At 46.5% G+C, this 26,137-nt stretch carries 23 protein-coding genes; 7 read left to right on the forward strand and 16 right to left on the reverse strand.

What is annotated here, in order from left to right; genetic code table 11:
* Positions 1–34: 34 nt before the first annotated feature.
* The 8 genes from ACF8CV_RS01435 to ACF8CV_RS01470 form a co-directional block, all read right to left on the reverse strand.
* On the reverse strand, positions 35–688 hold the full coding sequence (locus tag ACF8CV_RS01435; RefSeq protein WP_031820990.1) for a LuxR C-terminal-related transcriptional regulator: 654 nt from the start codon (positions 686–688) through the stop codon (positions 35–37).
* Positions 688–1,503 carry a helix-turn-helix domain-containing protein gene (locus ACF8CV_RS01440; RefSeq protein WP_005479824.1) on the reverse strand — a complete coding sequence of 272 codons (816 nt, stop codon included), beginning with the start codon at positions 1,501–1,503 and terminating at the stop codon, positions 688–690. The genes ACF8CV_RS01435 and ACF8CV_RS01440 overlap by 1 nt, the downstream gene beginning before the upstream one ends.
* Positions 1,504–1,568: 65 nt before the next feature.
* Positions 1,569–2,585, reverse strand: a complete 1,017-nt coding sequence (locus ACF8CV_RS01445) for a GGDEF domain-containing protein (protein WP_017447948.1) — start codon at positions 2,583–2,585, stop codon at positions 1,569–1,571.
* A gap of 371 nt (positions 2,586–2,956) precedes the next feature.
* Entirely contained in the window at positions 2,957–3,211 is a 255-nt protein-coding gene (locus tag ACF8CV_RS01450) for a hypothetical protein (protein ID WP_011106259.1), read from the reverse strand.
* Between the two features lie 184 nt (positions 3,212–3,395).
* A complete protein-coding gene (locus tag ACF8CV_RS01455; protein ID WP_138937176.1) occupies positions 3,396–4,898 on the reverse strand; it encodes an efflux transporter outer membrane subunit in 1,503 nt (500 codons plus the stop codon).
* On the reverse strand, positions 4,895–7,957 hold the full coding sequence (locus ACF8CV_RS01460) for an efflux RND transporter permease subunit (protein WP_138937175.1): 3,063 nt from the start codon (positions 7,955–7,957) through the stop codon (positions 4,895–4,897). The genes ACF8CV_RS01455 and ACF8CV_RS01460 overlap by 4 nt, the downstream gene beginning before the upstream one ends.
* A 10-nt stretch (positions 7,958–7,967) precedes the next feature.
* The gene (locus tag ACF8CV_RS01465) at positions 7,968–9,050 is read right to left on the reverse strand and encodes an efflux RND transporter periplasmic adaptor subunit (RefSeq protein ID WP_005464114.1); all 1,083 of its coding nucleotides are present in this window, start codon (positions 9,048–9,050) and stop codon (positions 7,968–7,970) included.
* 104 nt (positions 9,051–9,154) lie between these two features.
* Positions 9,155–10,036, reverse strand: a complete 882-nt coding sequence (locus tag ACF8CV_RS01470; protein ID WP_021484272.1) for a LysR family transcriptional regulator — start codon at positions 10,034–10,036, stop codon at positions 9,155–9,157.
* A gap of 112 nt (positions 10,037–10,148) precedes the next feature.
* Here ACF8CV_RS01470 and ACF8CV_RS01475 point away from each other — a divergent pair, with 112 nt between their 5' ends.
* Positions 10,149–10,508 carry a DUF6559 family protein gene (locus ACF8CV_RS01475; protein WP_025442546.1) on the forward strand — a complete coding sequence of 120 codons (360 nt, stop codon included), beginning with the start codon at positions 10,149–10,151 and terminating at the stop codon, positions 10,506–10,508.
* 137 nt (positions 10,509–10,645) lie between these two features.
* Positions 10,646–11,680, forward strand: a complete 1,035-nt coding sequence (locus tag ACF8CV_RS01480) for a PotD/PotF family extracellular solute-binding protein (protein ID WP_005373831.1) — start codon at positions 10,646–10,648, stop codon at positions 11,678–11,680.
* A 106-nt stretch (positions 11,681–11,786) separates the two neighbouring features.
* Here ACF8CV_RS01480 and tyrS read toward each other — a convergent pair whose 3' ends face one another.
* The 4 genes from tyrS to ppsA all read right to left on the reverse strand — a co-directional run bounded on the left by tyrS (position 11,787) and on the right by ppsA (position 17,528).
* Positions 11,787–13,046, reverse strand: coding sequence for a tyrosine--tRNA ligase (gene tyrS, locus ACF8CV_RS01485; RefSeq protein ID WP_025442548.1), 1,260 nt, complete (start codon positions 13,044–13,046; stop codon positions 11,787–11,789).
* An 82-nt stretch (positions 13,047–13,128) separates the two neighbouring features.
* Positions 13,129–13,935 (reverse strand): helix-turn-helix transcriptional regulator, encoded by an 807-nt coding sequence (locus ACF8CV_RS01490; RefSeq protein ID WP_005498115.1) that lies wholly within the window; start codon positions 13,933–13,935, stop codon positions 13,129–13,131.
* 224 nt (positions 13,936–14,159) lie between these two features.
* A complete protein-coding gene (locus ACF8CV_RS01495; protein ID WP_005464130.1) occupies positions 14,160–14,939 on the reverse strand; it encodes a hypothetical protein in 780 nt (259 codons plus the stop codon).
* A 219-nt stretch (positions 14,940–15,158) separates the two neighbouring features.
* On the reverse strand, positions 15,159–17,528 hold the full coding sequence (gene ppsA, locus ACF8CV_RS01500) for a phosphoenolpyruvate synthase (RefSeq protein ID WP_042764022.1): 2,370 nt from the start codon (positions 17,526–17,528) through the stop codon (positions 15,159–15,161).
* A gap of 216 nt (positions 17,529–17,744) precedes the next feature.
* Between ppsA and ACF8CV_RS01505 the strand changes: the two genes are divergently transcribed.
* Positions 17,745–18,581 carry a pyruvate, water dikinase regulatory protein gene (locus tag ACF8CV_RS01505; RefSeq protein ID WP_005464081.1) on the forward strand — a complete coding sequence of 279 codons (837 nt, stop codon included), beginning with the start codon at positions 17,745–17,747 and terminating at the stop codon, positions 18,579–18,581.
* An 81-nt stretch (positions 18,582–18,662) separates the two neighbouring features.
* On the opposite strand, the gene ansB is transcribed toward ACF8CV_RS01505, so the two are convergent.
* The gene (ansB, locus tag ACF8CV_RS01510; RefSeq protein ID WP_138937174.1) at positions 18,663–19,727 is read right to left on the reverse strand and encodes an L-asparaginase 2; all 1,065 of its coding nucleotides are present in this window, start codon (positions 19,725–19,727) and stop codon (positions 18,663–18,665) included.
* A 413-nt stretch (positions 19,728–20,140) separates the two neighbouring features.
* Positions 20,141–21,397 carry an adenylosuccinate synthase gene (locus ACF8CV_RS01515; protein ID WP_138937173.1) on the reverse strand — a complete coding sequence of 419 codons (1,257 nt, stop codon included), beginning with the start codon at positions 21,395–21,397 and terminating at the stop codon, positions 20,141–20,143.
* Between the two features lie 105 nt (positions 21,398–21,502).
* Between ACF8CV_RS01515 and ACF8CV_RS01520 the strand changes: the two genes are divergently transcribed.
* From ACF8CV_RS01520 to ACF8CV_RS01530, 3 genes are all read left to right on the forward strand, one after another.
* Positions 21,503–22,372, forward strand: a complete 870-nt coding sequence (locus ACF8CV_RS01520) for a LysR family transcriptional regulator (RefSeq protein WP_138937172.1) — start codon at positions 21,503–21,505, stop codon at positions 22,370–22,372.
* 4 nt (positions 22,373–22,376) lie between these two features.
* The gene (locus ACF8CV_RS01525; protein WP_029829175.1) at positions 22,377–22,769 is read left to right on the forward strand and encodes a ribosome recycling factor family protein; all 393 of its coding nucleotides are present in this window, start codon (positions 22,377–22,379) and stop codon (positions 22,767–22,769) included.
* A gap of 77 nt (positions 22,770–22,846) precedes the next feature.
* Positions 22,847–23,461 carry a LysE family translocator gene (locus tag ACF8CV_RS01530; protein WP_005464091.1) on the forward strand — a complete coding sequence of 205 codons (615 nt, stop codon included), beginning with the start codon at positions 22,847–22,849 and terminating at the stop codon, positions 23,459–23,461.
* 98 nt (positions 23,462–23,559) lie between these two features.
* Here the strand turns inward: ACF8CV_RS01530 and ACF8CV_RS01535 are convergent, their stop codons facing one another.
* Together ACF8CV_RS01535 and ACF8CV_RS01540 are read right to left on the reverse strand one after the other, a co-directional pair.
* Positions 23,560–24,081, reverse strand: coding sequence for a DUF2058 domain-containing protein (locus tag ACF8CV_RS01535; protein WP_021449383.1), 522 nt, complete (start codon positions 24,079–24,081; stop codon positions 23,560–23,562).
* A gap of 135 nt (positions 24,082–24,216) precedes the next feature.
* Positions 24,217–25,221 (reverse strand): AraC family transcriptional regulator, encoded by a 1,005-nt coding sequence (locus ACF8CV_RS01540; RefSeq protein WP_029822319.1) that lies wholly within the window; start codon positions 25,219–25,221, stop codon positions 24,217–24,219.
* A gap of 131 nt (positions 25,222–25,352) precedes the next feature.
* Here ACF8CV_RS01540 and ACF8CV_RS01545 point away from each other — a divergent pair, with 131 nt between their 5' ends.
* Positions 25,353–26,114 carry an SDR family NAD(P)-dependent oxidoreductase gene (locus ACF8CV_RS01545; protein ID WP_029822320.1) on the forward strand — a complete coding sequence of 254 codons (762 nt, stop codon included), beginning with the start codon at positions 25,353–25,355 and terminating at the stop codon, positions 26,112–26,114.
* The last annotated feature ends 23 nt before the right edge of the window (positions 26,115–26,137 follow it).

Consider the following 26,137-nt stretch of genomic DNA (forward strand, 5'->3'; position numbering starts at 1 on the left):
AAGGGGGCTTCCATGCTCCCTTTGTTGTTTCACACTAGAGTAAATTACGTTTTGCCCACGTAATGGCCTGCATGCGGTTTTTGACTTCGAGCTTACGGAAAATACTATAGAGGTGCGATTTCACCGTGTGCTCACTGACAAAGAGCGAGTCGGCAATATCAAGGTTTGAGCCACCCTGACACAGTGCGGTGAGCACTTGCATCTCACGACGGGTCAGTTCCATTTCGAGTTTCGTTTCTAGCTCACCGACGGTATTGTTTAGGCTCAATAGGTGGCCAATCAGTTGATTGAGAATATCGCGAGAGAGCCAATTCTCTCCGTTCAAAATGCCTTTTAGCCCCATCATTACCTTGTCGAAATCATCCTCAAAATAGAACAAACCTTTCAAGTTTGACCAAGTGAGTAAGCTCTCGATCCGCAGATTCGGTTCTGCGTTGACCAATACGGTCGCATCTACGTGCTCTAACTCACTGAGTGTTTGTTTGACCTCTGGCAATTCAGGGAGAGAGCTATCGACTATCGCTATATAGTGTTCATCGCGGGTGCTAGGGAAATTGACGTTAGCGCCTTGGGTTAAAAGTACGGGTTTTTCTAGGTTCTGTTCAATAGCGGTTTGCAAGCCGCGACCTTGAATGTTGTTGAAGGTGAACAATAAGACGGTATTGTAGGTTGTGTTGGTATTCATCATCAATGAACCTCCTGTCGAGACTGCATAAACTCATTTCCTACTTGATGAAAGCGATAGAGCACCAGGTCTAACAGCCCATCAAAGCAATATTTCACCATGGGGTTTCCGAAGATTTGTGTGGCGGGGGCTCTAAAGAACGTAACTCGCCGATGTTGATAGAAGTCCCGAATAAAAATGTCGAAGAGAAGTTGTTTAATCACGGGCTCATGAACCGGGAAATGGATGATCGTATTTCCCATGACTTGGAGAATGTCGGTGACTAAGTACTTCAGTATCGAGCGCCCTAAATGCCAAAAGCTGAGAATCCTAAATTCAGACCTCAGCTCTTGATAAATCAAATGGCCAACCAACATGCCTTCACAGTAGTAGAGGCGGGCCTTGCTGGGGGATTCATTGAATTGATTGAGCGTGTCTTCTATTCCGCCGGGCGTGATCAGTTGTTTGTGTACGGCGTTAATTTGCTCATATTCCGTCAAACTGATTTGGCTAAGGGCGCAATTTTTCACATCGGTTACACGGTATTCGTAAACAATGTCTTTAAAGCTCAAATAGATGCTTTTGCTTTGTGAAGCTTTGACCCGTTTGTATTCGCTGGAGGTGTATTGATACTGCTTGCCGATGTAGTGAGCGAAAGCAAGCCGCTTGAGCAAACTGGGCGTTACTTTACCGCTTTCCCACTGGCTTAGTGTGGGTTGATTTAAGCTTTCAAAAGCGCTGTAACTTCGGGCTAGCTCATCCGCTAATTGGCCTTGAGTTAACCCCCTTTCCTTTCGAATAGCAGCCACTGCATGCGAAAATTCTAACTTACTAACCATATATCTACGTCCTGAAATTATTATATTTTTGAGTGCTTCTCAGCGGCTCGGACCGAGCCAAAACTTTATGTTCTTGATCTTTTAGTGAGGTACATCATTTGGTCAGCATGTTGAATTAAGGAATCGCTACAGCTTCCTTCATGAGGAAAGCGAGCCATACCAACACTTAAACCGATGTGAACGTTTTGAAAATGGATAAAAATGGGTGCACTGCATGCGTGATGCAGCAAAGACTGAAATTGTTCTAACTCCTTGGTGTCTTCGATGTTTGGCAGGCACAGAATAAACTCATCGCCTCCGATGCGTGTCGCGAACTGGCCGTCGTCTAACAGATGCAAAATACGTTGGGCAGTGATCTGCAACACCTTATCTCCGGCGTCGTGACCAAATTCATCATTCACGGCTTTAAAGCCATCAAGATCGATGTACAACAGAGTAAACGGTTGGGCACGTTGAATCTGTTGTTCGATCAGTTGATTGCCTTTAAAGCGGGAATAGCACCCAGTGAGCTCGTCGATTTCGAGCAATCGTTCAAGCTTTTCCACCTGTTCATATTGTGTTTGCCAAATGCCATGCCAATAACACTCGATAGAGCGTAGCCCTTTGTAAATAAACAGGTTGAACAAAAATAAAAACGTACTTTGAATGAAAAATTCTTTTAAAGCGTGGAGTTTAAAAGGGTCATTCCCTGCCGTTATCAAATCAATGTAAAAGCAAAAAGTCATTGATAAGGCGTAGGTAAAGAACGACCAAAAAACACCGAACTCAACCATGGTCAAAAGTAGGTTGATCGTCACCAACGACGAAAAAAGAAAATGTCCGCCTAAGAAAAAGTACAGGTAAAAAGTGAGGGTGTAACCGAGGATTAGGGCAATGACGACAGATTGATGTTTTTGCTCGAGCGTGAAAGTTCGACTTGCCCAAAGGTAAGTAAAACAAGTGCTCGCGGATAACACGTAAGGAAGGTATACAACAAGATTAACCCCTCTGATTGCACAAGCGAATAGGGTAAAAATAATCCCCAAACTTGTAGAGCGCATGTAGTAGCGCGTAAAAATTTTGGTGAACTGCGTTCTGTCCATCGTTATGTCTCTTAGGAACAGCAAATAATGGGCAGTCAGGGAGAGAAGTCTGTATGGACTGAGTGTGAATGGAGGACGGGAGAAACACAGAAAGTGCGCCGTTTAGGTTGGGAAATGCTGGGCGCATATGCTTTCTCGGGCGTTGTTCTCGTCTGCATGCGACACTGCATTTCATAAAGTTGCTCGATACCTACTGCCGTTTTTATAAACTATTCTATGAGGCAGCATGGCATAAAACTATACGGTTTTCGGGAAAATGCTCCGATCTCAATATGTCCGCATAAAAAGTAGGTTAAAAGCCAATTTATTGAATAAAAGCTAAAACTTAAGTGTTAGGTGGGTTGAGATAAGTGGTCTTAAAGTTAAGGTTTCTACCTAAGCTTTTGATGAACGCGGTAGCCAACAACGTAGCCAATGTAGAATAACGCAGCGAGCGTAATGAATGCTGTGACGTAGGCAAAAATGCTATTCAGCCCTAGCCCGAAAGCCAGTGTAAATGCGATGCCGTTCACTGCTTCTGCAGGCATCATGTACCAATCAGCATGAACGGAAGATCCGAAGAGGAGAAATGTGCAAAGTAAAACGATCGTGCCGCCGAGCAAGCCGACCCATCTGCTGTTGTTCATGTTGTAATCCAGGGGTTACCGAAGTAACGTAACAAAATATTTCAGAGCCGGCATTATACAACCGAGAGAGGGTATAGGTGGTAGAAATATTTGCCTCACAAACTAAGAGGCCATCTAAGTGGCCTCTTTTTAACCGATTTAACGGCATCCGTTGTGATGCAAAGGTGTGAGGCTTGTAAGAAACCTAACCTTTGGCATTCGTTTCGGGTTGTGCTTCTGGTTGTAGCGTCCAATCACCACCAAGTGATTTGTAGAGCGCAATCGTAGCTTGTGCGGTTTGTAACTTTGCCGCGACTTGCTGATCTTGCATCATGCGTTGCTGACGTTGCGCATCTAAAACCGATAAGTGATCAATCAAGCCAGCTCGGTACAGTGACTTGGCTTTGTTGACAGCGTTATTGGTGGCTTTCAATGCATCATCGATTCGGCGCTGATTTTCTTGGCTGCGACCATAAGTAAACAGCGTGGATTCGGTTTCTGCCAAAGCCGCCTCTACCGTATGTTGATAAGACAATGTCGCCGAATCAAAACGCGCTTGGTTGATGGCTTCAATCGCCTCGCCACGCCCCCCATCGAACAAGTTCCAGCTTACGCCTGCCGCGCCCATCCAACCGAAAGAATCGCTACTGAAAAGATCGTCAAAGCTTGACGCCGACAACCCCGGAGCGCCCGTCAAAAAGAACTTCGGATATTGATCAGCAACGCTTGCTGCTAACTCTTCATTGAGCGCGGCCATTTCGCGCTCGGCTAAGCGAATATCGGTACGACGTTTCAACAGATCGGAAGGTAAACCGACCGGCACCATGTCCTGCATGACAGGTACACTATGTTGCTTAGACAGACGGATTTCGACTTGCGTTAGCGGCTCACCAAGCAATACTGCTAAACGATGTTTGTGCGCTTGTTGTGCAATCTCTAACTGCGGAACGAGCGATTCCATCGCCGCAAGCGTGGCCTTTGCTTGGGCTAAATCGAGATCAGAGCCGTAGCCGCTGCGCACGACTTTCTCGACGAGGTCGAGCGTACGTCGTTGATCTTCTAAGTTCGACTTTGCTAACTCAAGGCGCTCGCTTGCACCTTGGTATTGCAAGTAGTTGTGAATCAAATCCGCCGTGATCACCGTGTTCAAGCCGCTTTGATAAATCTGAGCTTGTTCGAGACGAATTTGTGCCGCGTTCGCTTGGCGGTCAATGCGCCCAAACAGATCAGCCTCCCAAGCGATACTCGCGCCTGTAAATACGCCATCGTGCTGATTATCCATTAGGGTGATGTTACCAATTTGAGGTGGCAGACCCGACACGGAATCACTGAGCGGATTCAATATCGGACCGAGTGAAGAGTCATTTTTACTGAACTGATAGTTCATGTAACCCGCACCGAGATTAATTGTCGGTACCTTGAATGACTCCACCATGGTTTTATAGTTGTTGGCCATTTTCACCCGCTCGGCCGCCACTTTCAGCGGAATGTTTTGGCTCTGCATGTCTTGAACCATTTGATTCAACACCGGATCGTGAAACTTAGTCCACCAAAACTCAACGTGTTGTGAATCGGTACTCAACCCTGCATTTTCGGCGTTCAAGTAGGTTTCTGCCATGCTGGTGGTCGGTGCTTGGTAGTCTGGCCCCACTGCACAGCCCGCTAAACTTAGGGCTAGAACGACAGGCGTTAGAATGAATTTTTTCACGATGACGCCTCCTCTAGCTCAGCGTTGGTTTGTGTGGATGGTGCTTTTTCTTTGTAAGCAAGGCGATACAGCGCAGGCATGACAAACAGTGACAATATGGTTGCGGCTGCCAAGCCTCCGATGATGGTTGCCGCCATTTGGTCAAACAGCAGATCTGACAGCAGCGGGATCATGCCGAGCGCGGTCGTTAACGCACCCATAGAAATGGCCATAGTACGGTTGACCGTGGCTTCTTTGATCGCGTCAGACAAGCTCTTGCCATTTGTGCGTTCGAGCTCAATTTGATCCATTAGTACGATGCCATTTTTGATGATCATCCCGGTTAGTGTGATAGCTCCGATCAGTGCCATAAAGCCAAATGGTTTATCGAATCCAAGCAGAGCAAACACAGCCCCTGATGCTGCCAGTGGTAGCGTTGCGAGGATGATGATTGGTTGCTTAAAGCCGTTGAACATCGCGACTAAAATGATCACCATGATCAGCATTGCTTTTGGTTGCTGCTTCATGATGTCGGTGACCGCTTTGTCTTCATCGTAATATTCGCCTCCCCATTCCATGCTGTAACCCGCCGGAAGTTGGATAGCTTCAACCTGATCTTTAATGGCATTTCTTACATTCGCTGGTGTGGAGTCTCGGCTCACACCCGCTTGAACCGTGATGGTTTTCACGCGGTCTCGTCGCCAAATCATGCTCTCTTCGGTGACCAGTTCGAATCCATCCACCACTTGACCAAGTGGAACGCTGTTAAAGCCAAGTAGCGAGCGCACAGGTAGCGTTTCTAGTGACGCCATGTTTTGCGATGTGCCACGTAACTGAATTGGAATCAGCTCATCATTCAGGTTCATTTGTCCGAGCGGCATGCCGTCTGATGCGCGTTTTAGCGCGAAAGCGACATCGGCGCGGTTAATTCCTGCTTGACGCATTTTGTCTTGGTTTAGAATCGGCTTGAGCACTTTGCTTTCTTGGCGCCAATCATCGCGAATGTATTTTGCATCAGGGTTTGAAGCAAAAATCGTTTTCGCTTCCGCCGCTAGTTGATGTAATACGGTTTCATCCGGACCAGAAAAACGCACCTCAACCGCGAACTTATCTTTGGTTGCTAGCTTCAGCGCTCGGAAGCGAGGTTCGGCATCCGGAAACGCCTCTTTCAGCCAATCATCACCACGCGTCACCAAGTGACTGATGCTCTCGTAGTCTTTGGTGTTGATCAGAATCTGGCCGTAGGCAGGGTCGAGCGGTTCAGGCTCTACCGTTACCGAGAAGCGAGGTGCACTGGTGCCGACATAGCTAGAGATACTTTCCACTTCTGGTTGTGCGACCAACCATTCTTCAACTTTGCGCATGTCTGCCGAGGTTTGTTCAATCTTGGCACCATTGGGTAGCCAGTAATCGAGAAACACAATTGAGCGATCCGACTGAGGAATAAAGTTCACGGCCACATACGGGATTGCCACGGCGGTGACTAAAATCAACGGAACCAAAGCGGCTAATGCTTTACGCGGGTTGTCCACCGTCCAGAATACCAACTGTTTATAACGGCTCGGTTTGGTCTCTTCGCTGTTAGCTTTTGGCTTGATGAACATCCACGCCATTAATACCGTAAACGTCATCGCGACGATCCATGAAAGCAACAGTGACGATGCCACAATGTAGAACACAGAGCTCGCAAACTCGGCGGAGTCGGTTTTGGAGAACAACACTGGGCTTGCGCCCATAATCGCGATGACAGTTGCACCTAAAAGTGGCACGGCGGTTTCTTTGACGGAATCAATCGCGGCGCGAGTTCGCTCGATACCTTTGTTGAGCTTAGCGATCATCATATCGGTGATCACAATGGCGTTATCCACCAACATGCCCAGTGCGAGAATAAACGTACCTAGCGAGACACGGTGCAAATCGATGCTGGCGATGTTCATGTATACAAGCGTGAGCAAAATCGTCAGGAGCAAGCTTGCGCCAACGATGGTCGCACTCTTAAAACCCATGAAGACCAACAACACCACAAAAACAATCGCGACACTTTCAAGCAGGTTGCCAACAAAGTCGTCGATAGACTTTTGTACTTCTTCAGGTTGATAAGCAACGGTCGAGATGTCGACACCCAACGGCAGCGTTGCTTGGTAGTTAGCGATGATGTCTTGAATCGTATCGCCAAGTGACACCACGTTAATGCCTTGAACTGGGCTCACCGCTAAGGTGACAGCGGGCTCTCCGTTGTAGCGGTTTTCTGCCAATGCTGGTGTTTGATAACCCATGGTGATGTCGGCGATGTCACCAAGACGAATCAACCCCGAGCCAAACTCGCCGGTGCCACCATTGATGATTAAATTGCGAATGTCTTCTAGAGACTGAAACTCACTGGTTTGCGCAATACGAATACGCTCTGTACCTGCATCGAATTTTCCCGCTTCGAACGTGCTGTTTTGTGTGCTCAGTTGGTTCCAAACTTGTGCGATCGACAAACCATATTGAGCCAAGCGCTCGTCTGGCATATCGATATGTACAACGCGAGGTTGAATGCCGTGTAGCTCGATCTTTTTGATGCCGTCGACGGCTTTGATTTGGCGTTGCAGCTCTTCGGCGTAGCGACGTAACTCTTCTGGCGCAGCATCTGTGCTGTGGATAGAGAAAAGCATGCCGTAGACTTCAGAGAACTCGTCTTGTACTACGCTGATCTGCGCGCTGGAAGGCAGCTGCAGTTTTACATCGTCCACTTTGCGTCTCAATAAGTCCCATTCCTGCGGAAGTGCTTTGGAATTAAGGCTCTCTTTGAGGTCAACAAAGACCATAGACAAACCGGGGCGAGACAATGATCGCAAGCGATCCAACTCTGCCATTTCCTGCAACTTGGTTTCCACGGTATCGGTGACTTGGTGTTCGACTTCTTCGGCAGACGCACCCGGGTAAAGGGTCACGACTACCGCAGTTTTTACTGTAAAGCTCGGGTCTTCCAACTTGCCTAAGTCGAAGTAAGAATAGATGCCAGCGATCACGCTCAATACGGTAAAGAACAGAACGAACTTACGTTGGCGAATCGCGAATTCAGCTAAATTGATCATGGATTCGCACCTACAAAGTCTTGATGGTCAGGTTTGGGGCGGCATCGCCCTCGCTCAGATAATGGCTACCGCTGATCACCACATAATCGCCTTGCTCAAAACTTCCGGTCACACACGCTTGGTATGCGTCGATAGAGTCAAGGTTGACCGGCTCTGAATGAATAACCGCATCACGAACCACATTCACGTGTAGAGTTTGTTTCTCACCCAAAATTGCAGAGTAAGGAAAGCAATGGCTTGAGTGACTGGTGTTGAGCGCGGTATTAACCGTGACTGCTTTACCGTTGAATAGCGCACTGGAAATCGAATCGATGTCTAGCGTGACGGTATAGGTTTGTTTGAGCAGGTGCTTCTTCGGCGCGATTTCTGCCACGGTTGCTCGGTAGGATTGCTCTGAATCATACCAAGTCAACGATGCTGGCTGACCTAGTGCGAATTGCGCAATCATATTTTCCGGCACGTCGATGTCCACTTCCCAGCTGCCTTCTTGCTGAATTGACACAACACTTCCGCCCGGCAAGGTTTGTTCATGTGGATCAACAGAAACGTCGGCAACAATGCCAGTGAATGGTGCACGTAGAGTGGTGTAACGTAGGGCATCTTTTGCACGTTGGATGTTTTTCTCAACCACTTTGACGGCAGAGAGGCTACGTTCGTAGCTGCTGATGGCTCGGTCTAAGTTTACGCTGGCAATGGCATCATCAGAAGTCGCTTGTTTTACGCGCTTTAACTCGGCTTTCGCGAGTTTGTGGGCTGATTGCGCTTCTAACATGCGCGCTTGTAATTCTTCTAGTGAGACTTGGTAGTCGTGCTTGTCCAGCGTGGCAATGACTTGGCCTTTTTCTACCACGCTGCCTTTATTTACGAACACGCTTTCCACGGTGCCGGGTACACGAAAAGAGAGTGAGGCGGTTTCTTTTGCTTTTACGATCCCGCTGAATGATTTGTTGAGTTCTTCATTCCTTTCGTTGACTTCAATCACTTGAACGGGTCTGGATGCGCTTGGCTCCTCAACCTGAGGTTGAGCTTGATTACAGCCGAGTAGAGAGAGCGCGATAGTGCTCAGCGCAGCGGTTTTGATTTGATGATTCATAAGATGGCTCCATAATTTCGGCGTCATCTTATAATTCACAGATGTTCAGATAATCATGCGTGCGCATGATTCAATGTCACAAATTTTATGACAATAAATGCAAACTACAAAAGTTTTGGGATTTTATTGCACAAATGTTCAATAAGTAACCGGCTAGCTTGGTTCAGCGTTTTCGGTTGAGGATAGAGTAACCACCCCGTTTCTTCCGTGACAGCATATTGAGACAATACTTGCACCAATGCACCGGATTCGAGCTCATTTTTTACCAACAGTTTTGGGATATAACTGATGCCGCGGTCAAGCACTGTGGAGCTTTTAATAAAGCCGATGTTGTTGGAAATGAGTTTTGGTTTGAGTGCTACGTTTTGTTCCTGAAAATGCCAAAGGTTGTCGACATTGCCATTTGGCCAACGAAAACAAATGCACTGATGATCGCTCAACTCTTCTAATGTGGCGGGCGCGCCGTGAGTTTGAAGATAGCTCGGTGAGGCAACGACACATCGGTCTAGCGTTAAGATCTTTCTCGCGACAATGTCTGAATCAAACAGCATGCCGCCGTGCAGCGCGATGTCCAACCCCTGCTGAAACATATCAATAAAGCCATTGTTGATATTGCGAATGTCGAGTTCAACCTGCGGGTATTGATCCTGAAATTCAAACAAAATGGGTTGAAGATGTTCATAGGTTTCTGGCAGAAGGCCAAGTTTGATTTTGCCTCTGACCTCGATGCTTTCGTTACTGGCTTGCTGGTTTGCCGAATCAAGCAAGGTGAGTACTTTTTGTAGATCTTGGTAATAGGCATCGCCTTTGTTTGTCAGCGAAAGGCTGCGAGTGGTGCGGTGAAAAAGTTGCGTTCCGAGGTAACGTTCCAGTTCTCCAATGCGTCGACTAACATTCGCTCGTGGTAAGTCCAAAGCATTGGCTGCCGCTGTAAAGCTGCCAAGTTGGACGACTTTGGTGAACAGTTTTAGATCGTCAATTTTCACTCTTGAACTCCATACTCTTTGAGTGCCGTGCTAAACCCTGACACTCTAGAGTATTGATGTGTGGTATACAAAACTTATTATTAATTATCGAAATATAAATAAGGACTTCAACATGTTGAGATTTATACAACGTCGCCGCATTAAGAAAGTGATTAAGCTTATGAGTACCAGATTGATGGTGGGATACGGCAGTCGTGAGTACTTTTCCGTCGGTCAGGTAAAGACGAGCACCAGCGAGTTAAGCGCGTGCCAACAAAAAATTGCGTTGGCGTTGTATGCGAATCCGCAAGATCTTGATTTGGAAAACCAACCGGAGTTGCAAGCCATCCGCTCTGATGTGGCGCATGACTTCTTCGCTGGTGTCGATTATACCGCTCAAGATGTGCTTCATTTATTCGGTGCTGGTGGCTGGAAAGGTGGTCGAATGGAAGATGGAATGTCTCATCATTTTGGTATGCACAGTCGCTATTGAAAATGCGCATTAATTTTATAAATTCGATAAATATTTTTGCTGTTAAAGATTAATTAAATTTTCTTTCAATTGGGTAACAATTACCTAATTATGCACCCGAATCCCAGCGCGTCGCTGGACTGGTTGGATCGCATACCATGAAATTAATCATCAAAGGATTGGGGCTGAGTGCTCTTGTGCTCAGCATGTTTGCTCATGCAGATAGCAAAACGTTGAACGTTTATGCATGGGGTGGCTATTTGCCGGAAGCATCGTTAAAAGCGTTCGAAAAACAAGAAGGCGTTACGATTAATTATTCGACCTTTGAGAATAATGAATCAATGTACACCAAGCTAAAATTGCTAAAAGGTTCTGGTTACGATGTGGTTTTTGCTTCTGCGTACTTCATTGAAAAAATGGGTCGAGAAGGGCTGCTTTCGAAAATAGATCACGCTCAAGTGCCAAACATGCAAGACACAATGGACGGCTTACTCGGCCAAGCGCACGATCCGAAAAATGATTACTCTCTGCCTTATATTTGGGGCATTACCGGGATCAGCTACAACGAATCCATGGTTGAGCAACCAGTGACAAAATGGGCTGACTTATGGGAGTCACAATACGAACAACAAGTCATGCTGATTGATGACGTTCGCGATGTGTTCGGTATGGCGCTGAAGAAAAATGGCCATAGTGTGAACACCAAAGACGAAGCAGAAATCAAACAGGCTTTCGATTCTTTAGTGGCACTGAAAAATAACGTATTGCTGTACAACTCAGACGCACCTCAAGTCCCTTACGTGTCCGGTGAAACATCGGTCGGCATGCAATGGAACGGCAACGCATTCCAAGGACAGGTTGAAATGCCAGAGCTGAAGTTCGTGATGCCGGAAGAGGGCGCGGTATTGTGGATGGACAACTTCACTATTCCTTCTGGCAGTAAAAACAAAGCATTGGCGCATAAATTTATTAACTTTATGTACCAATCAGAGAACCAAGCGGAAATCGTGACCAGTTTGGGTTATGCGTCGGCAACAAACGCTGGGCGTGACAAATTGCCAGAAGAGTTGAAAAACAACCGTACTATTTTCCCTTCATCAGAAGACATGAAAAAAGGCGAGTTTATTAATGATGTTGGCGCAGAAACGTTAGCGATTTACGAAAAGTACTGGCAACGTTTAAGAACGCAATAAGCAACGTCTTTGCCTATTGTCAGGCTTAAAATCGTTCAAATTTGGATTCCCCTCATCACGAAAGTGGTGAGGGGAATTTTTTATAGGCTTTGTACTGCGAGTGTTGCTACGCGGCACGCTTTACGAGGCAAAAGTGCTTTTTACCGCGTTGCAATAACCAGTATTGATCGAACAGTGGGAAGCTCAAACTCGGGTTATCAGCCGACACTTTTTCTCCGTTTACACTGATGGCGTTGTTGCTGATGTGTTCGCGTGCAACACGCTTCGAACTTGCTAACCCCGACTCAATCAACAGCTCAACCAAATCTTGTTGTGCGCTCTCAATGCTTGGTAAACCATCCAACTCCAATTGTTTTAATTCACCCAAACTCAGTTGTTGCACATTACCGCTGAATAAAGCTTGAGTGATGCGTTCGGCGCTAGCTAGGCCTTCTTCGCCATGAACAAACCGCGTCATTTCCTCAGCGAGAATACGTTGTGCTTGTGGCTTACCTTGGCTTGCTTGGTCTTGCGCTTCAATGCTGGCAATTTCTTCGCAGCTCAAGAATGTGTAGTAACGCAAGAAGTGGTAAACGTCGGCGTCTTCTGCGCCAAGCCAGAACTGGTAGAACGCGTAAGGAGAGGTCTTGCTAGGATCTAGCCATATTGCACCACCTTCAGTTTTGCCAAATTTGGTGCCATCGGATTTGGTGATCAGCGGCAGAGTTAAGCCAAATACTTGCTCACCATTTTGACGACGAGTTAAATCGATCCCGCTAACAATGTTCCCCCATTGGTCATTGCCACCGATTTGCAAACGGCAACCATATTGACGGTTTAGCTCGGCAAAATCGTACGATTGCAGCAGAGCGTAGCTAAATTCGGTGAAGGAGATACCTTGGTCAGGGCGTTGCAGGCGTTGTTTTACCGATTCTCGGTTGATCATAGTATTGATCGAGAAGTGCTTACCCACATCGCGGAAGAAGTCGATCACATTGATTGCTTTCATCCAGTCAGCGTTGTTCACCATGATCATTGGCTTGCTCAGTTGGTGATTCATCAACTGTTGAATTTGGTTTGAGAGATCGTTAACCCAGCCTGAGACGATTTCCGCTGAGTTAAGACTGCGCTCAGTCGCTTTAAAGCTTGGGTCGCCAATCATGCCCGTTGCACCACCGATCAGAGCAACGGCTTGGTGTCCGGCATCTTGAAAGCGCTTAAGCATAATCAAAGGCACGAGGTGGCCGATGTGCAAGCTGCCTGCAGTAGGATCGAAGCCGCAGTAAACGGTTTGAGGCTGTGAGAGAAGTGTCTGAATTTCTTCCAAATCGCTGGCTTGTGCAATCAAACCACGATCTTGTAAATCTTGCAGTAATGGTGTCGTCATTCTTTTTGTCTGTTTTAGTGGTTGTTGTATTCAGACTAAAACGCGACACCTTTTGTCGATATATCCCTAAAGGGATGGTTTTCTATTTTGAGTGCATGATCAGGTGGTTGAGGAACAATTGAAACAGCTCACTCAACGATGAAACATTAAGCTGAGAATAGATGCGCTTTCGATGGTTTTTTACTGTGCCTTGAACAAGATGAAGATGCGCAGAAATTTCTTTAGTATCAAACCCTTGAGCAAGGAGGGAGGCGACTTCCTGCTCCCGTCGAGTTAGTGACTCTATGCCAAATGAGCTTAACGCCTGCTCAATGGCAACCTTCATATTGCCTGTGTAGGCGTCTGGGCGAACTACGGGCTCTGATAAGTTAAACTCGGCTTGTTTCCAATGCTGTTGGCACAGCGATTGAAGAACAGAAAAATGCGATCGCAAGCTGTTGATTTGCGCGGCAGAGAAGCGTTTACCTTCACGCAAGCAGCCAAAATAGAGAATTACCCAACGACCGGATTCGATTTCTACCAGCATGCTGAGTTCATCTTTCCAACCTGTTTGATCGTAAAACTGCTTTCGATACGTTTGATATTCGATGCCTTTTTTCGCCACATCTTTTAGGGTGAAGATGCCTTGTTGCTTGTGCTGGTTGAGGTTTTGGAAAAACGGATCGTTTTGAAATGAGTTGGTCAGGTAACGTTGAAATAGCAACTCACGTTCATTTTCAATCGAGTCATATAGATAGATCGGGTGTTTGCCTTCTCGGTAACCAAGAATGATCGCGCAATCAAAATCGAAAATTGAGTGAATCACGCTCATCAATTTTGGGGTGAAGTTAGGCGTGTTTAAAGCAGAAATTGCTTCTGCGAGTTGCGCGTTAAAGTTTTGGTTAGGCATGCGATCATCGAGTTGACATGATTTAATTTTGCGCAAGCATAACCAAAAGCAATCCAACGAGAAAGGGAAGTCACCATCTTCTCGTGACTTCCCCCTAAAAAGTTGCTCAGGTACTCAGTTTTGCGTTCTCGATTGTTAATTCTATGATTTTTAATGCTCAGATTTTTATCAATTCCTGTGAAATCATTCGTTGTTGTGAAGTGTTTTCAATCAGAGCAGGTAAATTACTGGGCGTTGGTGAGCTCTTCATTTACCCAGTATTTTGAACCAGATACGTTTGCATCGATAAGTAAGCCTTTTGAGTTGAGCTGATAAACGGCAACGCCGCTGTTGAACTGTGCAGAGAACTCTTCGGCATCTTCGCCTGCAACTGCTGAAGCTTCGCTGGTTGCTTCCCAGCCTTCGTTGACGAACGTATCGAAGTCCTGCTTGCTTTCAAACAAAACCACTTGCTGATAAAACTTGCCGCCGAGCCCTAGCGCAACCCCCATACCAAACATGTTCATGTAGGTGCGTTTTTCGGTGGTCTTATCTACTGCCACACCAGAGCCTGAATTAGTGTGGAAAAGCAAAGAGAGTTTACGAGAATCAAAAACGGCGTAGCCGTAAGCTTTATCGTAAATCGCTTTCGCTTCTGGTTTTTCATTAAAGAGTTTGAGTAAGGTGCTATCGGCCATCAAATCAATCGCTTGACGCGCTTCTTCTGGCGTGTCGCCTTCCATCAACTCATCAATTTTTTTGTCTGCGGCATCGATCCATTCTTTGCTTTTTTCGATACTGGCATCTGTCCATTCGCCAGCCGTATTGATTGCTTCTTCGGACCAATTCGTGAAATCTTGCCACGCTTGTTTTGAAAAGGCTTTAGTGTCGTCCCAAACATCTTGCGCAGTATCCGAAACCGCTTCGCCTAGCTCAGACATTTTGTTGGATATCTCGTCCCAATCTGCATGAGCAGGAGAGGTGAGTAACATAAGTGTGGTTAAGATAACGATCGGCTTTTTCATTAGAGCTCGTCCTAAACGTGGTCGGTTTTACTTCATTTTAGGTGAAATTTGGGATAGGGAAAATTGACGATGATTCTAGGTTGGGATTGACGTCACGAACTCACGTACCCTTGACAAGGGCGTGATAGAAGCCCAACAAAAAAGCCCTCAAACCGCAGCTTGAGGGCTTTGTCTCGTTGGTTTAGGAGCACTTGTGTTAAGTGGCTTCCTTTCGGCAAATTACTTGCTAACTTTACCTAGCTGTAACCAAGTGTCGATAACGGTGTCTGGGTTGAGTGAAACAGAGCTAATGCCTTGCTCCATCAACCATTCCGCCAAATCTTCATGATCTGATGGGCCTTGACCACAAATACCTACGTACTTGCCAGCTTTGGTTGCAGCATCAATCGCCATTTTCAGCATGATTTTCACCGCTGCGTTACGCTCATCAAATAGGTGAGCCACATCGCCAGAGTCACGGTCTAGACCAAGCGTTAGCTGAGTCATGTCGTTTGAACCGATAGAGAAGCCGTCGAAGTACTTCAAGAACTCATCGGCAAGCACTGCGTTTGATGGCAGTTCACACATCATGATGACTTTCAGACCTTGGTCGCCACGGCGCAGATCAAACTTCGCTAGCAAATCGATAACCGATGCGGCTTCGCTTGGTGTACGCACAAATGGGATCATGATTTCAACGTTCTTCAGACCCATTTCGTTACGAACGCGTTTGATGGCTTGCGTTTCTAGCTCGAAACAGTCTTCAAACATTGGAGAAATGTAACGAGACGCGCCACGGAAGCCTAGCATTGGGTTTTCTTCATGCGGTTCGTACGCTTTACCACCAACCAAGTTGCTGTATTCGTTCGACTTAAAGTCAGACATACGAACGATGACGCGTTTTGGCCAGAAAGCAGATGCGATGGTCGCGATACCTTCCGTCAGTTTGCTTACGTAGAAATCGATAGGATCTTTGTAACCACGAATGCGTTGTTTGATTTCCGCTTTCAGCTCATCGCTTTGAGCGTCAAAGTTCAACAGTGCTTTCGGGTGAATGCCGATCATCTTGTTGATGATGAATTCAAGACGAGCAAGACCAACGCCTTCGTTTGGAATTTGTGCGAAGTCGAACGCGCGATCAGGGTTACCCACGTTCATCATCACTTTTGTTGGCAACAATGGCAGTTCATCAACAGAAGAGCGTTTTACTTCAAAATCCAAGTCGCCTTGGTAAACGTAACCTGTTTCACCTTCTGAACAAGAGACGGTTACGGTTGCACCATCGGTCAGTTTGCTTGTCGCGTCGCCACAACCAACGATAGCAGGAATACCTAATTCACGAGCGATGATTGCTGCGTGACACGTACGTCCACCACGGTTAGTTACGATTGCCGATGCTTTCTTCATCACTGGTTCCCAGTCTGGGTCAGTCATGTCTGTGACAAGCACATCGCCTTCTTGAACCAGTGACATTTGGTCTAGAGAATCAACCAAACGTACTGGGCCTTTACCGATGCGTTGACCGATAGCACGGCCTTCGACAAGCACATCGGCTTTGTTGTTCAGTTCGTAACGTTCAATCACGTTTTGTTCTGTTTGAGAACATACGGTTTCTGGACGTGCTTGAACGATGTACAACTTGCCGTCGATACCATCTTTTGCCCACTCAATGTCCATTGGACGTTGGTAGTGCTTCTCGATGATCATCGCTTGTTTAGCCAGCTCTTTGATCTCTTCTTCGTTTAGAGAGAAGGTGTTGCGCTCTTCTTCTGACGTATCGATGATATCAACTTGCTTGCCGATCTCTTGGTTGTTTGAGTAGATCATTTTGATCAACTTTGAACCAAAGGTTTTCTTAACGATCGGGTGCTCACCCGCTTCAAGCATTGGCTTGTGAACGTAGAACTCGTCTGGGTTTACCGCGCCTTGAACAACCATTTCACCTAGGCCCCAAGACGATGTAATGAACACGACTTGGTCAAAGCCAGATTCAGTGTCTAGCGTAAACATAACCCCAGAAGAGGCTTTGTCTGAACGAACCATGCGTTGGATACCCGCAGATAGCGAGATGCCACGGTGGTCGAAACCTTGGTGAACACGGTAAGAGATCGCACGGTCGTTAAATAGAGAAGCGTAAACGTGCTTTGTGGCTTCTAGTACTGCGTCGATGCCTTTCACGTTCAAGAACGTTTCTTGCTGACCAGCAAAAGAGGCGTCTGGTAGGTCTTCCGCTGTTGCAGAAGAGCGAACCGCTACCGAAAGCTCAGTGTTGCCTTCGATAAGTTCTTCATAATTATTGCGAATTTCTTGTTCAAGATCCGCAGGGAAAGGGGCTTGTAATACCCATTGACGGATGGTAGCGCCTGTCTTACGCAGAGCTTCAACATCGTCAACGTCCAGTTCATCAAGTAATTGGTGAATACGCTCATCCAAACCTTCGTGGTCAAGGAATTGGTTAAACGCGTATGAGGTTGTCGCAAAGCCATTTGGTACTGATACGCCAACATTAGCAAGGTTAGAAACCATTTCGCCAAGTGAAGCATTTTTACCGCCGACTTTGTCGACATCATCCATGGATAGGCCATTGAACCAGAGGGTGTTCTTTTGCATGTCTTTCTCCAGAAACATTGCAGCTTAGTAGGGGGACTTAAATCAATCCAAACAAAGTATTTGTCTCAATTGATGTCAAAGGCAAACGATTACGTTCTGGCTCAAAAAAATTCTGACGAATTTTAAAAGCTGTGGGGAACCTAACTGAAAGCCAAACTGGTTTATTAATATTATGTTTACCATCCTACTCAAAAGATTTTGAAAAATTAAACAGAAATGCAAATAAATAACCAAAGTCGTGATGTGTTCTATGTTTCTGACGGTACGGCGATAACATGTGAGACATTGGGCCATGTTGTTCTTGGTCAATTTCCTTTCATTCCTAATGAAAAAACCTTTCCTTTTGTAGAAAGCCAAGACAAAGTTGCGGATGTTGTTAAAGAAATTGAAACATCCTACCAACGCAATGGCGTTAAACCGTTGGTGTTTTTCTCGATTGTGGTGCCTGGTGTACGCGAAATGCTGCTAGAAGCTCCGGCATACAGCTACGATGTGCTTGAAAGCATTGTACAAAAGGTGCAAGACGACATTCAGATGGCACCTGCCCCGAAGTTGCAGCGCTCTCGCAGTGTAGGGAAAGATTCCGATACCTATTTTGACCGTATTGCGGCGATCGAATACACCTTGGCTCACGACGATGGCATTACACTGAAAGGCTTGGAACAGGCGGACATCATTCTGCTTGGTGTATCGCGCAGCGGCAAAACACCAACCAGTTTGTATATGGCGATGCAGTTTGGCTTGCGCGTGGTGAACTACCCGTTTATTGCCGAAGACGTCAAGATGATGCGTTTGTTGCCAGAGTTCGAGGTGCATCGCCACAAACTGTTTGGCTTAACCATCACGCCTGAACGTTTGAATGAGATTCGTGAGAATCGCCTGTCGGGCAGCGACTATGCCAGTGAAGAACAATGTAAGTTGGAGTTGGACACGGTTGAAGCTTTATTCAGAAGAGAAGCGATTCCTTACATCAACACGTCGTCATTGTCGGTAGAAGAAATTTCAACGCGCATTCTTGAGAGAGCCGGAATGAAACGCCGTTTGTTCGGCTAGTCACTTGGATGAGAGGAGGTTGCTATCAACCTCCTCTTTGCGTATTACTGGTTATCAATTATCAGCTTATATGGTTGTTCCTTAGTAGTACTGGAACATCTTCTGAACGTCTTGATAGTTCTTCGTTTGGGTGAGTGACAACATCAGCAAAATACGTGCTTTTTGTGGGTTTAGCGTGCCTGATGCAACAAAGCCGTATTTATCATCATCAATTTCCGCGTCCAAAGTCGTTGAGCCAGTTGGCGTGCGAGAGCTTCTGACGACAACAATGCCATCTTTGCTCGCTTTTTCGAGCTCATCAAAGACCGTGTGGTACAAGTTACCATTACCCACACCAGCACTCACAATACCGTCAAACTTGGCATCAACCAAGGCTTTGACTGGCAAGCTCGACGCATTCGCATAGTTATAAACAATGCCTACTTTAGGTAGTGTGTTGAGTTTTGATACGTCGAATGGGGTTTCTGAGGTGAGTTTACGTTCAGGGCTTCTTTGGTACTTTGCATCGCTGTTGTGAATGTAGCCAAGAGGGCCGAAGTTTGGCGATTGGAACGTACTTACCGAGGTGGTGTTGGTCTTCGTTACATCTCGCGCATCGAAAATAGTGTCATTCATTGCCACTAGCACGCCGCGGCCTTTTGAGTCCTCATCGGTTGCAGTAACAACAGCATTGTATAAATTGACCGGGCCATCGGCACTCATGGCGGTAGATGGTCGCATCGCGCCCACGATCACAACGGGCTTGTCGCTCTTCACCGTTAAATCAAGGAAGTATGCAGTTTCTTCTAACGTATCCGTACCGTGGGTGATGACGATACCGTCAACATCATCTTGAGCGAGCAGCTCGTTAACTCTTTTCGCTAACTTCAGCCATACCTCATCGTTCATGTCTTGAGAGCCGATGCTGACGACTTGCTCACCAGAAATATCCGCAATGTTGGTCATGCTCGGCACAGCAGAAATTAATGATTCGACGCCAACTTTACCTGCGGTGTAGTTCGACTCAGTGGCAGATTGACCTGCGCCAGCTATGGTGCCGCCAGTCGCGAGGATTTTGATATTAGGAAGATCGGATTGGGCGAACGACAAAGAACTGAGGCACAAACCAAGGGTAATCGTACTGAGGCGGAAAAGATTTTTTGTCATGGGAATCACCTGCTTTTAGGTTAGATGTTGGTTGGGGAACAACCTCTATCCTAAAAACAGAACGGGAGAATTTTTGAGCACAAGCTCAACAAATTGCAGATGAAAATCGTGATCAACTAATCACTTAAAGAATATCAAATCAACCAGTTAACCTAATTAACGTGCTTCTTTAACAAGTGAGATGTACCAGCAACCTGTTCAACATTGAACGAAATACCAGTGATGGATCTGTAAGTAAGAAGTGAGGGCGTGTTTTGCTAAGAGATGTAAAGGGAAGGAGGATAGGAGTTAAGCTTTTAGAAGATTAAATGGTCTGCAAACATAGCGCAAAAAAAAAGCGGCTTTACCCCGGAACAGATAAGCCGCTTGCCAATGATGTGCGATACCAGTCAGAGTTGGTATCGTTTCACATCTTATCGCATAATCATTTGTTCACGACCTGGACCAACAGAGACCATTTTTACTGGTACGCCCATTAGTTCCTCAATGCGTAGAACGTATTTCTGTGCTGCTACTGGTAGCTCTTCAAACTTACGACAACCTGTGATGTCTTCGTTCCAGCTTTCCATTTTCTCGTAGATTGGTGCTAGTGCTGCAGTTTGAGGCCAGATTGGGTTTTCGCTGTGGTCGCCTTCGTAGCCAACACAGATTTTTAGATCGTTAAGGCCTGTCAAACAGTCTACTTTCGTTAGTGCAATTTCAGTTGCTGCTTGCAGTTCAACGCCGTTCTTCGTAGCGACTGCGTCGAAGTAGCCCATATCGCGTGGACGACCTGTAGTTGCACCGAACTCGCCTGCAAGTTCGCGGAAAGCATCTTGCTCTTCCATTGCAGTGATCAACGTACCAGTACCTACTGATGAGCTGAATGCTTTTGCAACCGCAATAACGCGTTCAGGACGAAGTGCCGGAAGACCACTGCCGATACCCGCGTACATTGATACAACGTTAGAAGATGTTGTCCAAGGGTACTCACCGTAAACAAGGTCACGACCCGCGCCAAGCTGTGCTTCGAACAATAGTGTTTTGTCTTTTGCTTGTAGCTCTTTTAGAGGAAGCGTTACGTTGCAAATTGAATCGCGCCAAGGTGCAGACACTTCTAGCAACCAGTTCGCCATTTCTTCAGCGGTTTGTTCGAACTCGAACGTCGGGTAAAGCGCACGCAGTTGTGGCAGTTTCCAATCCATCATGAACTGAAGGCGTTCAACCAATACTTCTGGTTGCTTCAACCAACCAACAAGAATGCCTTTCTTCATTACGCGGTCACCGTACGCAGGTGCAATACCTTGACGAGTTGAACCGTATGCTTTGTCGCCTAAACGCTGTTCTTCTAGCGTATCTTCTAGTGCGTGTAGAGGTAGACACAGTGTTGCGCGATCAGAGATGCACATATTCACTTTTACGCCTGCTTCTTCAACTTCCGCAATCTCCTGAGACAGCAACGCAGGGCTGATAACCATACCCGGACCTAACACTGCCAAACAGTCAGGGTTGAATACGCCACTTGGTAGCTGGTGCAGCTTGAACGTACCTAGGTCGTTAACCACGGTGTGACCCGCGTTGTTACCACCTTGGAAACGAATGCTCGCAGAAGCTTGCTCTGCCAAAAAGTCAACGATGCGGCCTTTGCCTTCATCACCCCAGTTTGCACCCACAACAACGATAGACGACATAATTTAATCTCCAAAAACAGATGCAAAAATCTTAAGGTGTTCGCCATAATAAGAGAAATTAATTATACTCATTAACTTGATAAGAATCTCATATCGGAATTGGCAATGTTAGATTTGAACTGGCTGCGAACCTTCGTAACTCTTGCAGAGGTAAAACACTTTGGTAAAACAGCGACGGAACTGCACATGACGCAGCCTAACGTAAGTTTGCATATCAAGCAGTTGGAGCAAGCCACGCGTACTAAATTGATTGAGCGAAACCCTGTACAGCTGACGCAGGCGGGGAAGCGTTTGTTAGCTACGGCGCAGCGGATGCTTAATGAGCTGCAAATTTGTCAGTCGGATCTCAATGCCATCAACGATCTTACGCAGGGGACGCTTTCTATTGCGGCGAGCGATATTGTTTCACGTTTACTGCTTATCAAACCATTTCAGCAATTCAAAAGTGAATACCCGGGTATCGATTTGGCATTGTTCAATACCACGTCTTCTCAAGCGGTGGATTTGGTGAAAAGTGCGCGTGCCGATATCGGCTTTGTTATCGCACAAAAAGAGAGTCAACCGCTGCATTTTACGCCTCTCACGCAGATTCACTGGTGTGCGTTTGGCTATAACATTTTTGAGTGGCAGGACAATCGAAAAGAGAGCCAGACGCTGATTCTGCTAGGGCACGATACTCGAACCCGAGAGCTGATTGATGCGTCTTTGCCTGAGTTAAATCTGCCTAAGCATCGCGTGATGGAAGTGGGCAGTGTGGAAGCACAAATCGACTGGGCTGAAGCGGGGTTTGGGACTGCTATTGTGCCGGATTTCTCGCTCGATCCGAGATTAAAGCTTTCCCGAGAAGTTACGCCTTTGCCAAGTTTTCCAAACACTGATTTCGGCTACATCGTGCGTCAAAATCAAGTGTTATCCAAAGCGGCAAAACAATTGTTGGCTTGGGTTGGCGAGAATGTGTCGGTGGTTGAGGGCTAAGACGATGAAAGAGACGAAGATTACGATTTCGCTCCCATCCTTGATTCACCGTATTGGTGGCGACCATGCCAAGCAAGCGAAAACACTCGCAGCAGAAAAACAGTGCGATCTTAAGCGAATTAGGCGATCTCGTAACTGGCAGATTTCAGGCGAGGCTTTGGATGTAAAAGCGTTTTTAGATCATCTTAAAAGCGAAGAGGCAGAGGTGATGCGCTTTGCGATCAACAAGATCGAGCAAGCTCTACTCGCTCACCAAGACAAGTTGGAACCTTTGGACGTGAAGTTGATACGTTTGGTGAGACAAAACCCAAACATCACCTTAGCTGAGTTGATGGCAGAAACGAACTGCACGTTGGTTCAAGCTCGCACGGCACGATTTGACGCCGAGTTGCTTTAAGATTGGTTTGTGGTTTACTCACTTTAATGGCGGATGTTAGGGTACTAACCAAAATAACTCACTAAGACCATTTTATTATGGATATTTGGAAGCTTCTCCTTTTTATTCCTGCTTGCTTCGCTCTCAATATGGCTCCAGGCCCAAACAATTTATTGGCAATGAACAACGCCCGCTGCTACGGATTTAGGGCCGCATTTGTAGCTAGTTTAGGCAGAATTGCCGCTTTTTCAGCAATGATTGCGTTGTCGGCATCTGGCTTGGCCGTGATTTTGTATACGTCAGAAATGTTATTTTTGGCAATAAAGCTGGTAGGGGCGCTGTATCTACTTTGGATTGCATTTAACCTTTGGCGTTCAGAGTCTAGTCCGATCTCTGATTTGGACAACTCGCGCAACTACGCAGGGCTTGCGAAGCAAGAATTTACGCTTGCTGCTGGCAACCCGAAAGCGATTCTTATCTTTACTGCTTTCTTGCCGCAATTTGTTGATGCTAATGCCAACGTTCAAGAGCAGTTCTTTGCACTTGGCTCAACGTTTTTGATTTTAGAAATGGTCGCCATTTCAATCTACGCCATCTTTGGTTTGTATTTAAGACACTGGTTTTCAAACCCGAAAATGGCGAAACGTTTCAATCGCGGGTGTTCACTCTTTTTGACTGTCTCTGGCGTGAACTTGCTGATAAGTAAGCAATAACGACGTACATTGTTTCTGTCACACATTCTTTCTATAAAAAAGAGCCGCTTGATGTTAAATCAGCGGCTCTTTTCTTTAGTTTATGTGCTGCTGGTTGTTTACCACATCAAATCATCTGGAACGACGAAATCTGCATATGGATCGTCTTCTGCCGGAATATCAGATTCTGCTTCTTTCTGTTCGATGATGACGGATTCATCACGTTGAGCAATTTTATTCGCTACTCCGCGCGGAATGACAACGTAGCTTTCACCGACAATAGCAATAGCCAAAATGCCTTTGATTAACTGTTCGCGGATAAGTGAATCTACATAAAGTGATTTCACTAGTGTACCGTGTGTGAAGTTGTATTTGATGTCACCATCTTTTAGCTCGATCTTGTTCATCTCAATCAGTTGATTGATTTGCGCTTTGATCTCTTTGCTTAGACGCTCTGCGTTTTGTTGTTGGCTTAGCTGTTTGTCTCGCTCTACCTGCTGGCGTTTACTCTCTTCAACCGCCGCTTTAACTTCGCGTGCTTGAACGCGTGATTTCTTTGAGCCTTTTTTCGCTTTCTTTAGTTTTTTCTCGTTAACTAAGCCCGCTTTTAGCATTTGTTCTTGAAGGGTAAGTTTTGCCATGTTTAATCCAGTTAGTGCGCAATTTTCTGCATTTTAACCAGTCATTCTCTGCAAAGAAAGGGGAGTGGCATTTTAAGCGAGAAAAGCCTCAAGAATCGCCAACAAAACATGGTCTGCTAACCCGTTTAACTCTGCTTATCTAGCCGCCATTTTATCTAACCGCCATTGTCTCGGCGATTTTCCCGTCCAGCGACGAAAGTGGCGGCTGAATACCGCAGTTTCTGCATAGCCCAGTTGCAACGCGATATCGGTAATACTCTGAATATTCTCACTTAAACGCTGCTCGGCGAAATCCTGACGCACTTGCTGCAGTAGCTGTCGATAACTCGTGCCCTGCTGCTTTAGCTTGCTTTGCAGCATTCTCGGGTGTAAATCCAATGCTCTGGCGACACGCTCCACGCTACATTCTCCAGTCGATAGCAAACGACCAATCATATTGGCCGCTTGGTCACTAAGATTGTTGGGGTAACGGGTTTGCAGCTCTTTGAGGTGCTGTTGAAAATGGCGCTCTAGTGCGTCTTCATCTTGGTGGTTCTTAGCGTTGAGCAGAGTCGCTTTAAGTAGGATACCGTCAAACTTATCACCGAAACGCAGTTTGTTCTGCTGGGCAAATTCGCTCTGTTCTGCCTCGAAGCTTGCGTGTTGGGTGAGGTGTAAAGAGAAGTGGCTCGCTTCAATGTCAAGCAGACTGGCAATAAACATCGCCAGATGCGATACACTCAACTGCATCAACTGCGCGATACCGCGTTCGCTGTGCACATCAATACTGAGCGACAACCGTACCCAATCATCTTGTGGCGTCATGTTGAGAGTGACCCCTGACGAATGCAGATAGAGAAAATCATTCACCCGCGCCAAGGCATCACCGACCGTTTCTGCGCGAGAAACCAACATCGGCAAATCGCCCAAACTTTGCAGGTTTTGGCGCTCGGCGAGTAACGCACCAAACAGCGGTTGTTGACAACGAGCAGCCGCTTCCTCCAGCAATTCAGCCAACCTTGGATAAGCGAGATAGGTATCGGGGTCGCGAAATTGCGCTGCAGACAGCCCGACGGCTGCCATAATCTCAACCGGATTTTGCCCTAGTTCGGAAACCAAACTATCAAATTTATCGGCAGCGCCACTTCGTACGATATACATGTCTCGATTCTTAAATGTTAATAAGTTGTAAATCGCAATATATCAAATTTACTTCGCAAAAGGTCAAGTGAGTATCAGTTAGTTGATTTAAGTTACATTTTGATAACAACAACGCATGGATGAGAAGCAGTATGGAACTTATCAATAAAACGGCCATTGTGACTGGGGCGGCTGGTGGAATTGGCCAAGCCATCATTGCGAAGCTGAGAGAGCAAGGAGCCAAAGTGCTTGCTGTCGATATTTCAGAACAATCACTGCAAATGTACACAAGTTTTGACTCAAAGCTGTTGGGAACCTTTGTCGCGGACGTCACCGATTACCAACAAGTTGAAGCTATGGTGAAGTGCGCGGTCGAACAGTTTGGCTCGCTCGATATCATGATCAACAACGCGGGCATCGGCGCACCGAAACCTCTGCTTGACCACGACCCAATTGCCGATTTTGAGCCAATCTCAAAGGTCAACCAAAATGGTGTCTACTACGGCATTCTCGCCGCTGGGCGACAATTCCAAGCACAAGGCACACCTGGTGTGATCCTCAATACTTCTTCTGTTTACGCACGAATGGCGTCTGAGATGACTTTTACCTACAACGTCAGTAAAGCGGCGGTCGATATGATGACCAAATGCGCCGCATTAGAACTGGCACCATTGGGTATTCGTGTTTGCGCCGTCGCTCCGGGACGTGTTGATACTCCGATGCTAAGACAATACGACGAAATTGGCCTGTGGAATCACATCCGTAAAGAGCAGATGCGCCAAACCTTCACTCAACCAGAAGAAATCGCCAACGTGGTGACGTTTTTGGTCAGCGAGAAAGCCAACTGTATCAACGGTTGCACCGTCAGCGCATCTGATGGTTTCGAGAATTTTAAGTACCCACTCATGGGATAGGCGAGCACGCCACATTACAGCAA

Origin of the sequence: Vibrio sp. zbq_1 (assembly GCF_043102935.1) — a bacterium.
GTDB lineage: Bacteria > Pseudomonadota > Gammaproteobacteria > Enterobacterales > Vibrionaceae > Vibrio > Vibrio parahaemolyticus.

Bases quoted from the DNA above. Each gene is read 5' to 3' on its own strand.
- ACF8CV_RS01505 (WP_005464081.1), top strand. From the start codon at position 17,745: ATGCAAATAAATAACCAAAGTCGTGATGTGTTCTATGTTTCTGACGGT.
- ACF8CV_RS01530 (WP_005464091.1), top strand. From the start codon at position 22,847: ATGGATATTTGGAAGCTTCTCCTTTTTATTCCTGCTTGCTTCGCTCTC.
- ppsA (WP_042764022.1), bottom strand. From the start codon at position 17,528: ATGCAAAAGAACACCCTCTGGTTCAATGGCCTATCCATGGATGATGTC.
- ACF8CV_RS01440 (WP_005479824.1), bottom strand. From the start codon at position 1,503: ATGGTTAGTAAGTTAGAATTTTCGCATGCAGTGGCTGCTATTCGAAAG.
- tyrS (WP_025442548.1), bottom strand. From the start codon at position 13,046: ATGACGACACCATTACTGCAAGATTTACAAGATCGTGGTTTGATTGCA.
- ACF8CV_RS01540 (WP_029822319.1), bottom strand. From the start codon at position 25,221: ATGTATATCGTACGAAGTGGCGCTGCCGATAAATTTGATAGTTTGGTT.
- ACF8CV_RS01515 (WP_138937173.1), bottom strand. From the start codon at position 21,397: ATGTCGTCTATCGTTGTTGTGGGTGCAAACTGGGGTGATGAAGGCAAA.
- ACF8CV_RS01445 (WP_017447948.1), bottom strand. From the start codon at position 2,585: ATGGACAGAACGCAGTTCACCAAAATTTTTACGCGCTACTACATGCGC.
- ansB (WP_138937174.1), bottom strand. From the start codon at position 19,727: ATGACAAAAAATCTTTTCCGCCTCAGTACGATTACCCTTGGTTTGTGC.
- ACF8CV_RS01450 (WP_011106259.1), bottom strand. From the start codon at position 3,211: ATGAACAACAGCAGATGGGTCGGCTTGCTCGGCGGCACGATCGTTTTA.
- ACF8CV_RS01465 (WP_005464114.1), bottom strand. From the start codon at position 9,050: ATGAATCATCAAATCAAAACCGCTGCGCTGAGCACTATCGCGCTCTCT.
- ACF8CV_RS01495 (WP_005464130.1), bottom strand. From the start codon at position 14,939: ATGAAAAAGCCGATCGTTATCTTAACCACACTTATGTTACTCACCTCT.
- ACF8CV_RS01490 (WP_005498115.1), bottom strand. From the start codon at position 13,935: ATGCCTAACCAAAACTTTAACGCGCAACTCGCAGAAGCAATTTCTGCT.
- ACF8CV_RS01435 (WP_031820990.1), bottom strand. From the start codon at position 688: ATGATGAATACCAACACAACCTACAATACCGTCTTATTGTTCACCTTC.
- ACF8CV_RS01535 (WP_021449383.1), bottom strand. From the start codon at position 24,081: ATGGCAAAACTTACCCTTCAAGAACAAATGCTAAAAGCGGGCTTAGTT.
- ACF8CV_RS01480 (WP_005373831.1), top strand. From the start codon at position 10,646: ATGAAATTAATCATCAAAGGATTGGGGCTGAGTGCTCTTGTGCTCAGC.
- ACF8CV_RS01545 (WP_029822320.1), top strand. From the start codon at position 25,353: ATGGAACTTATCAATAAAACGGCCATTGTGACTGGGGCGGCTGGTGGA.
- ACF8CV_RS01525 (WP_029829175.1), top strand. From the start codon at position 22,377: ATGAAAGAGACGAAGATTACGATTTCGCTCCCATCCTTGATTCACCGT.
- ACF8CV_RS01460 (WP_138937175.1), bottom strand. From the start codon at position 7,957: ATGATCAATTTAGCTGAATTCGCGATTCGCCAACGTAAGTTCGTTCTG.
- ACF8CV_RS01475 (WP_025442546.1), top strand. From the start codon at position 10,149: ATGTTGAGATTTATACAACGTCGCCGCATTAAGAAAGTGATTAAGCTT.
- ACF8CV_RS01520 (WP_138937172.1), top strand. From the start codon at position 21,503: ATGTTAGATTTGAACTGGCTGCGAACCTTCGTAACTCTTGCAGAGGTA.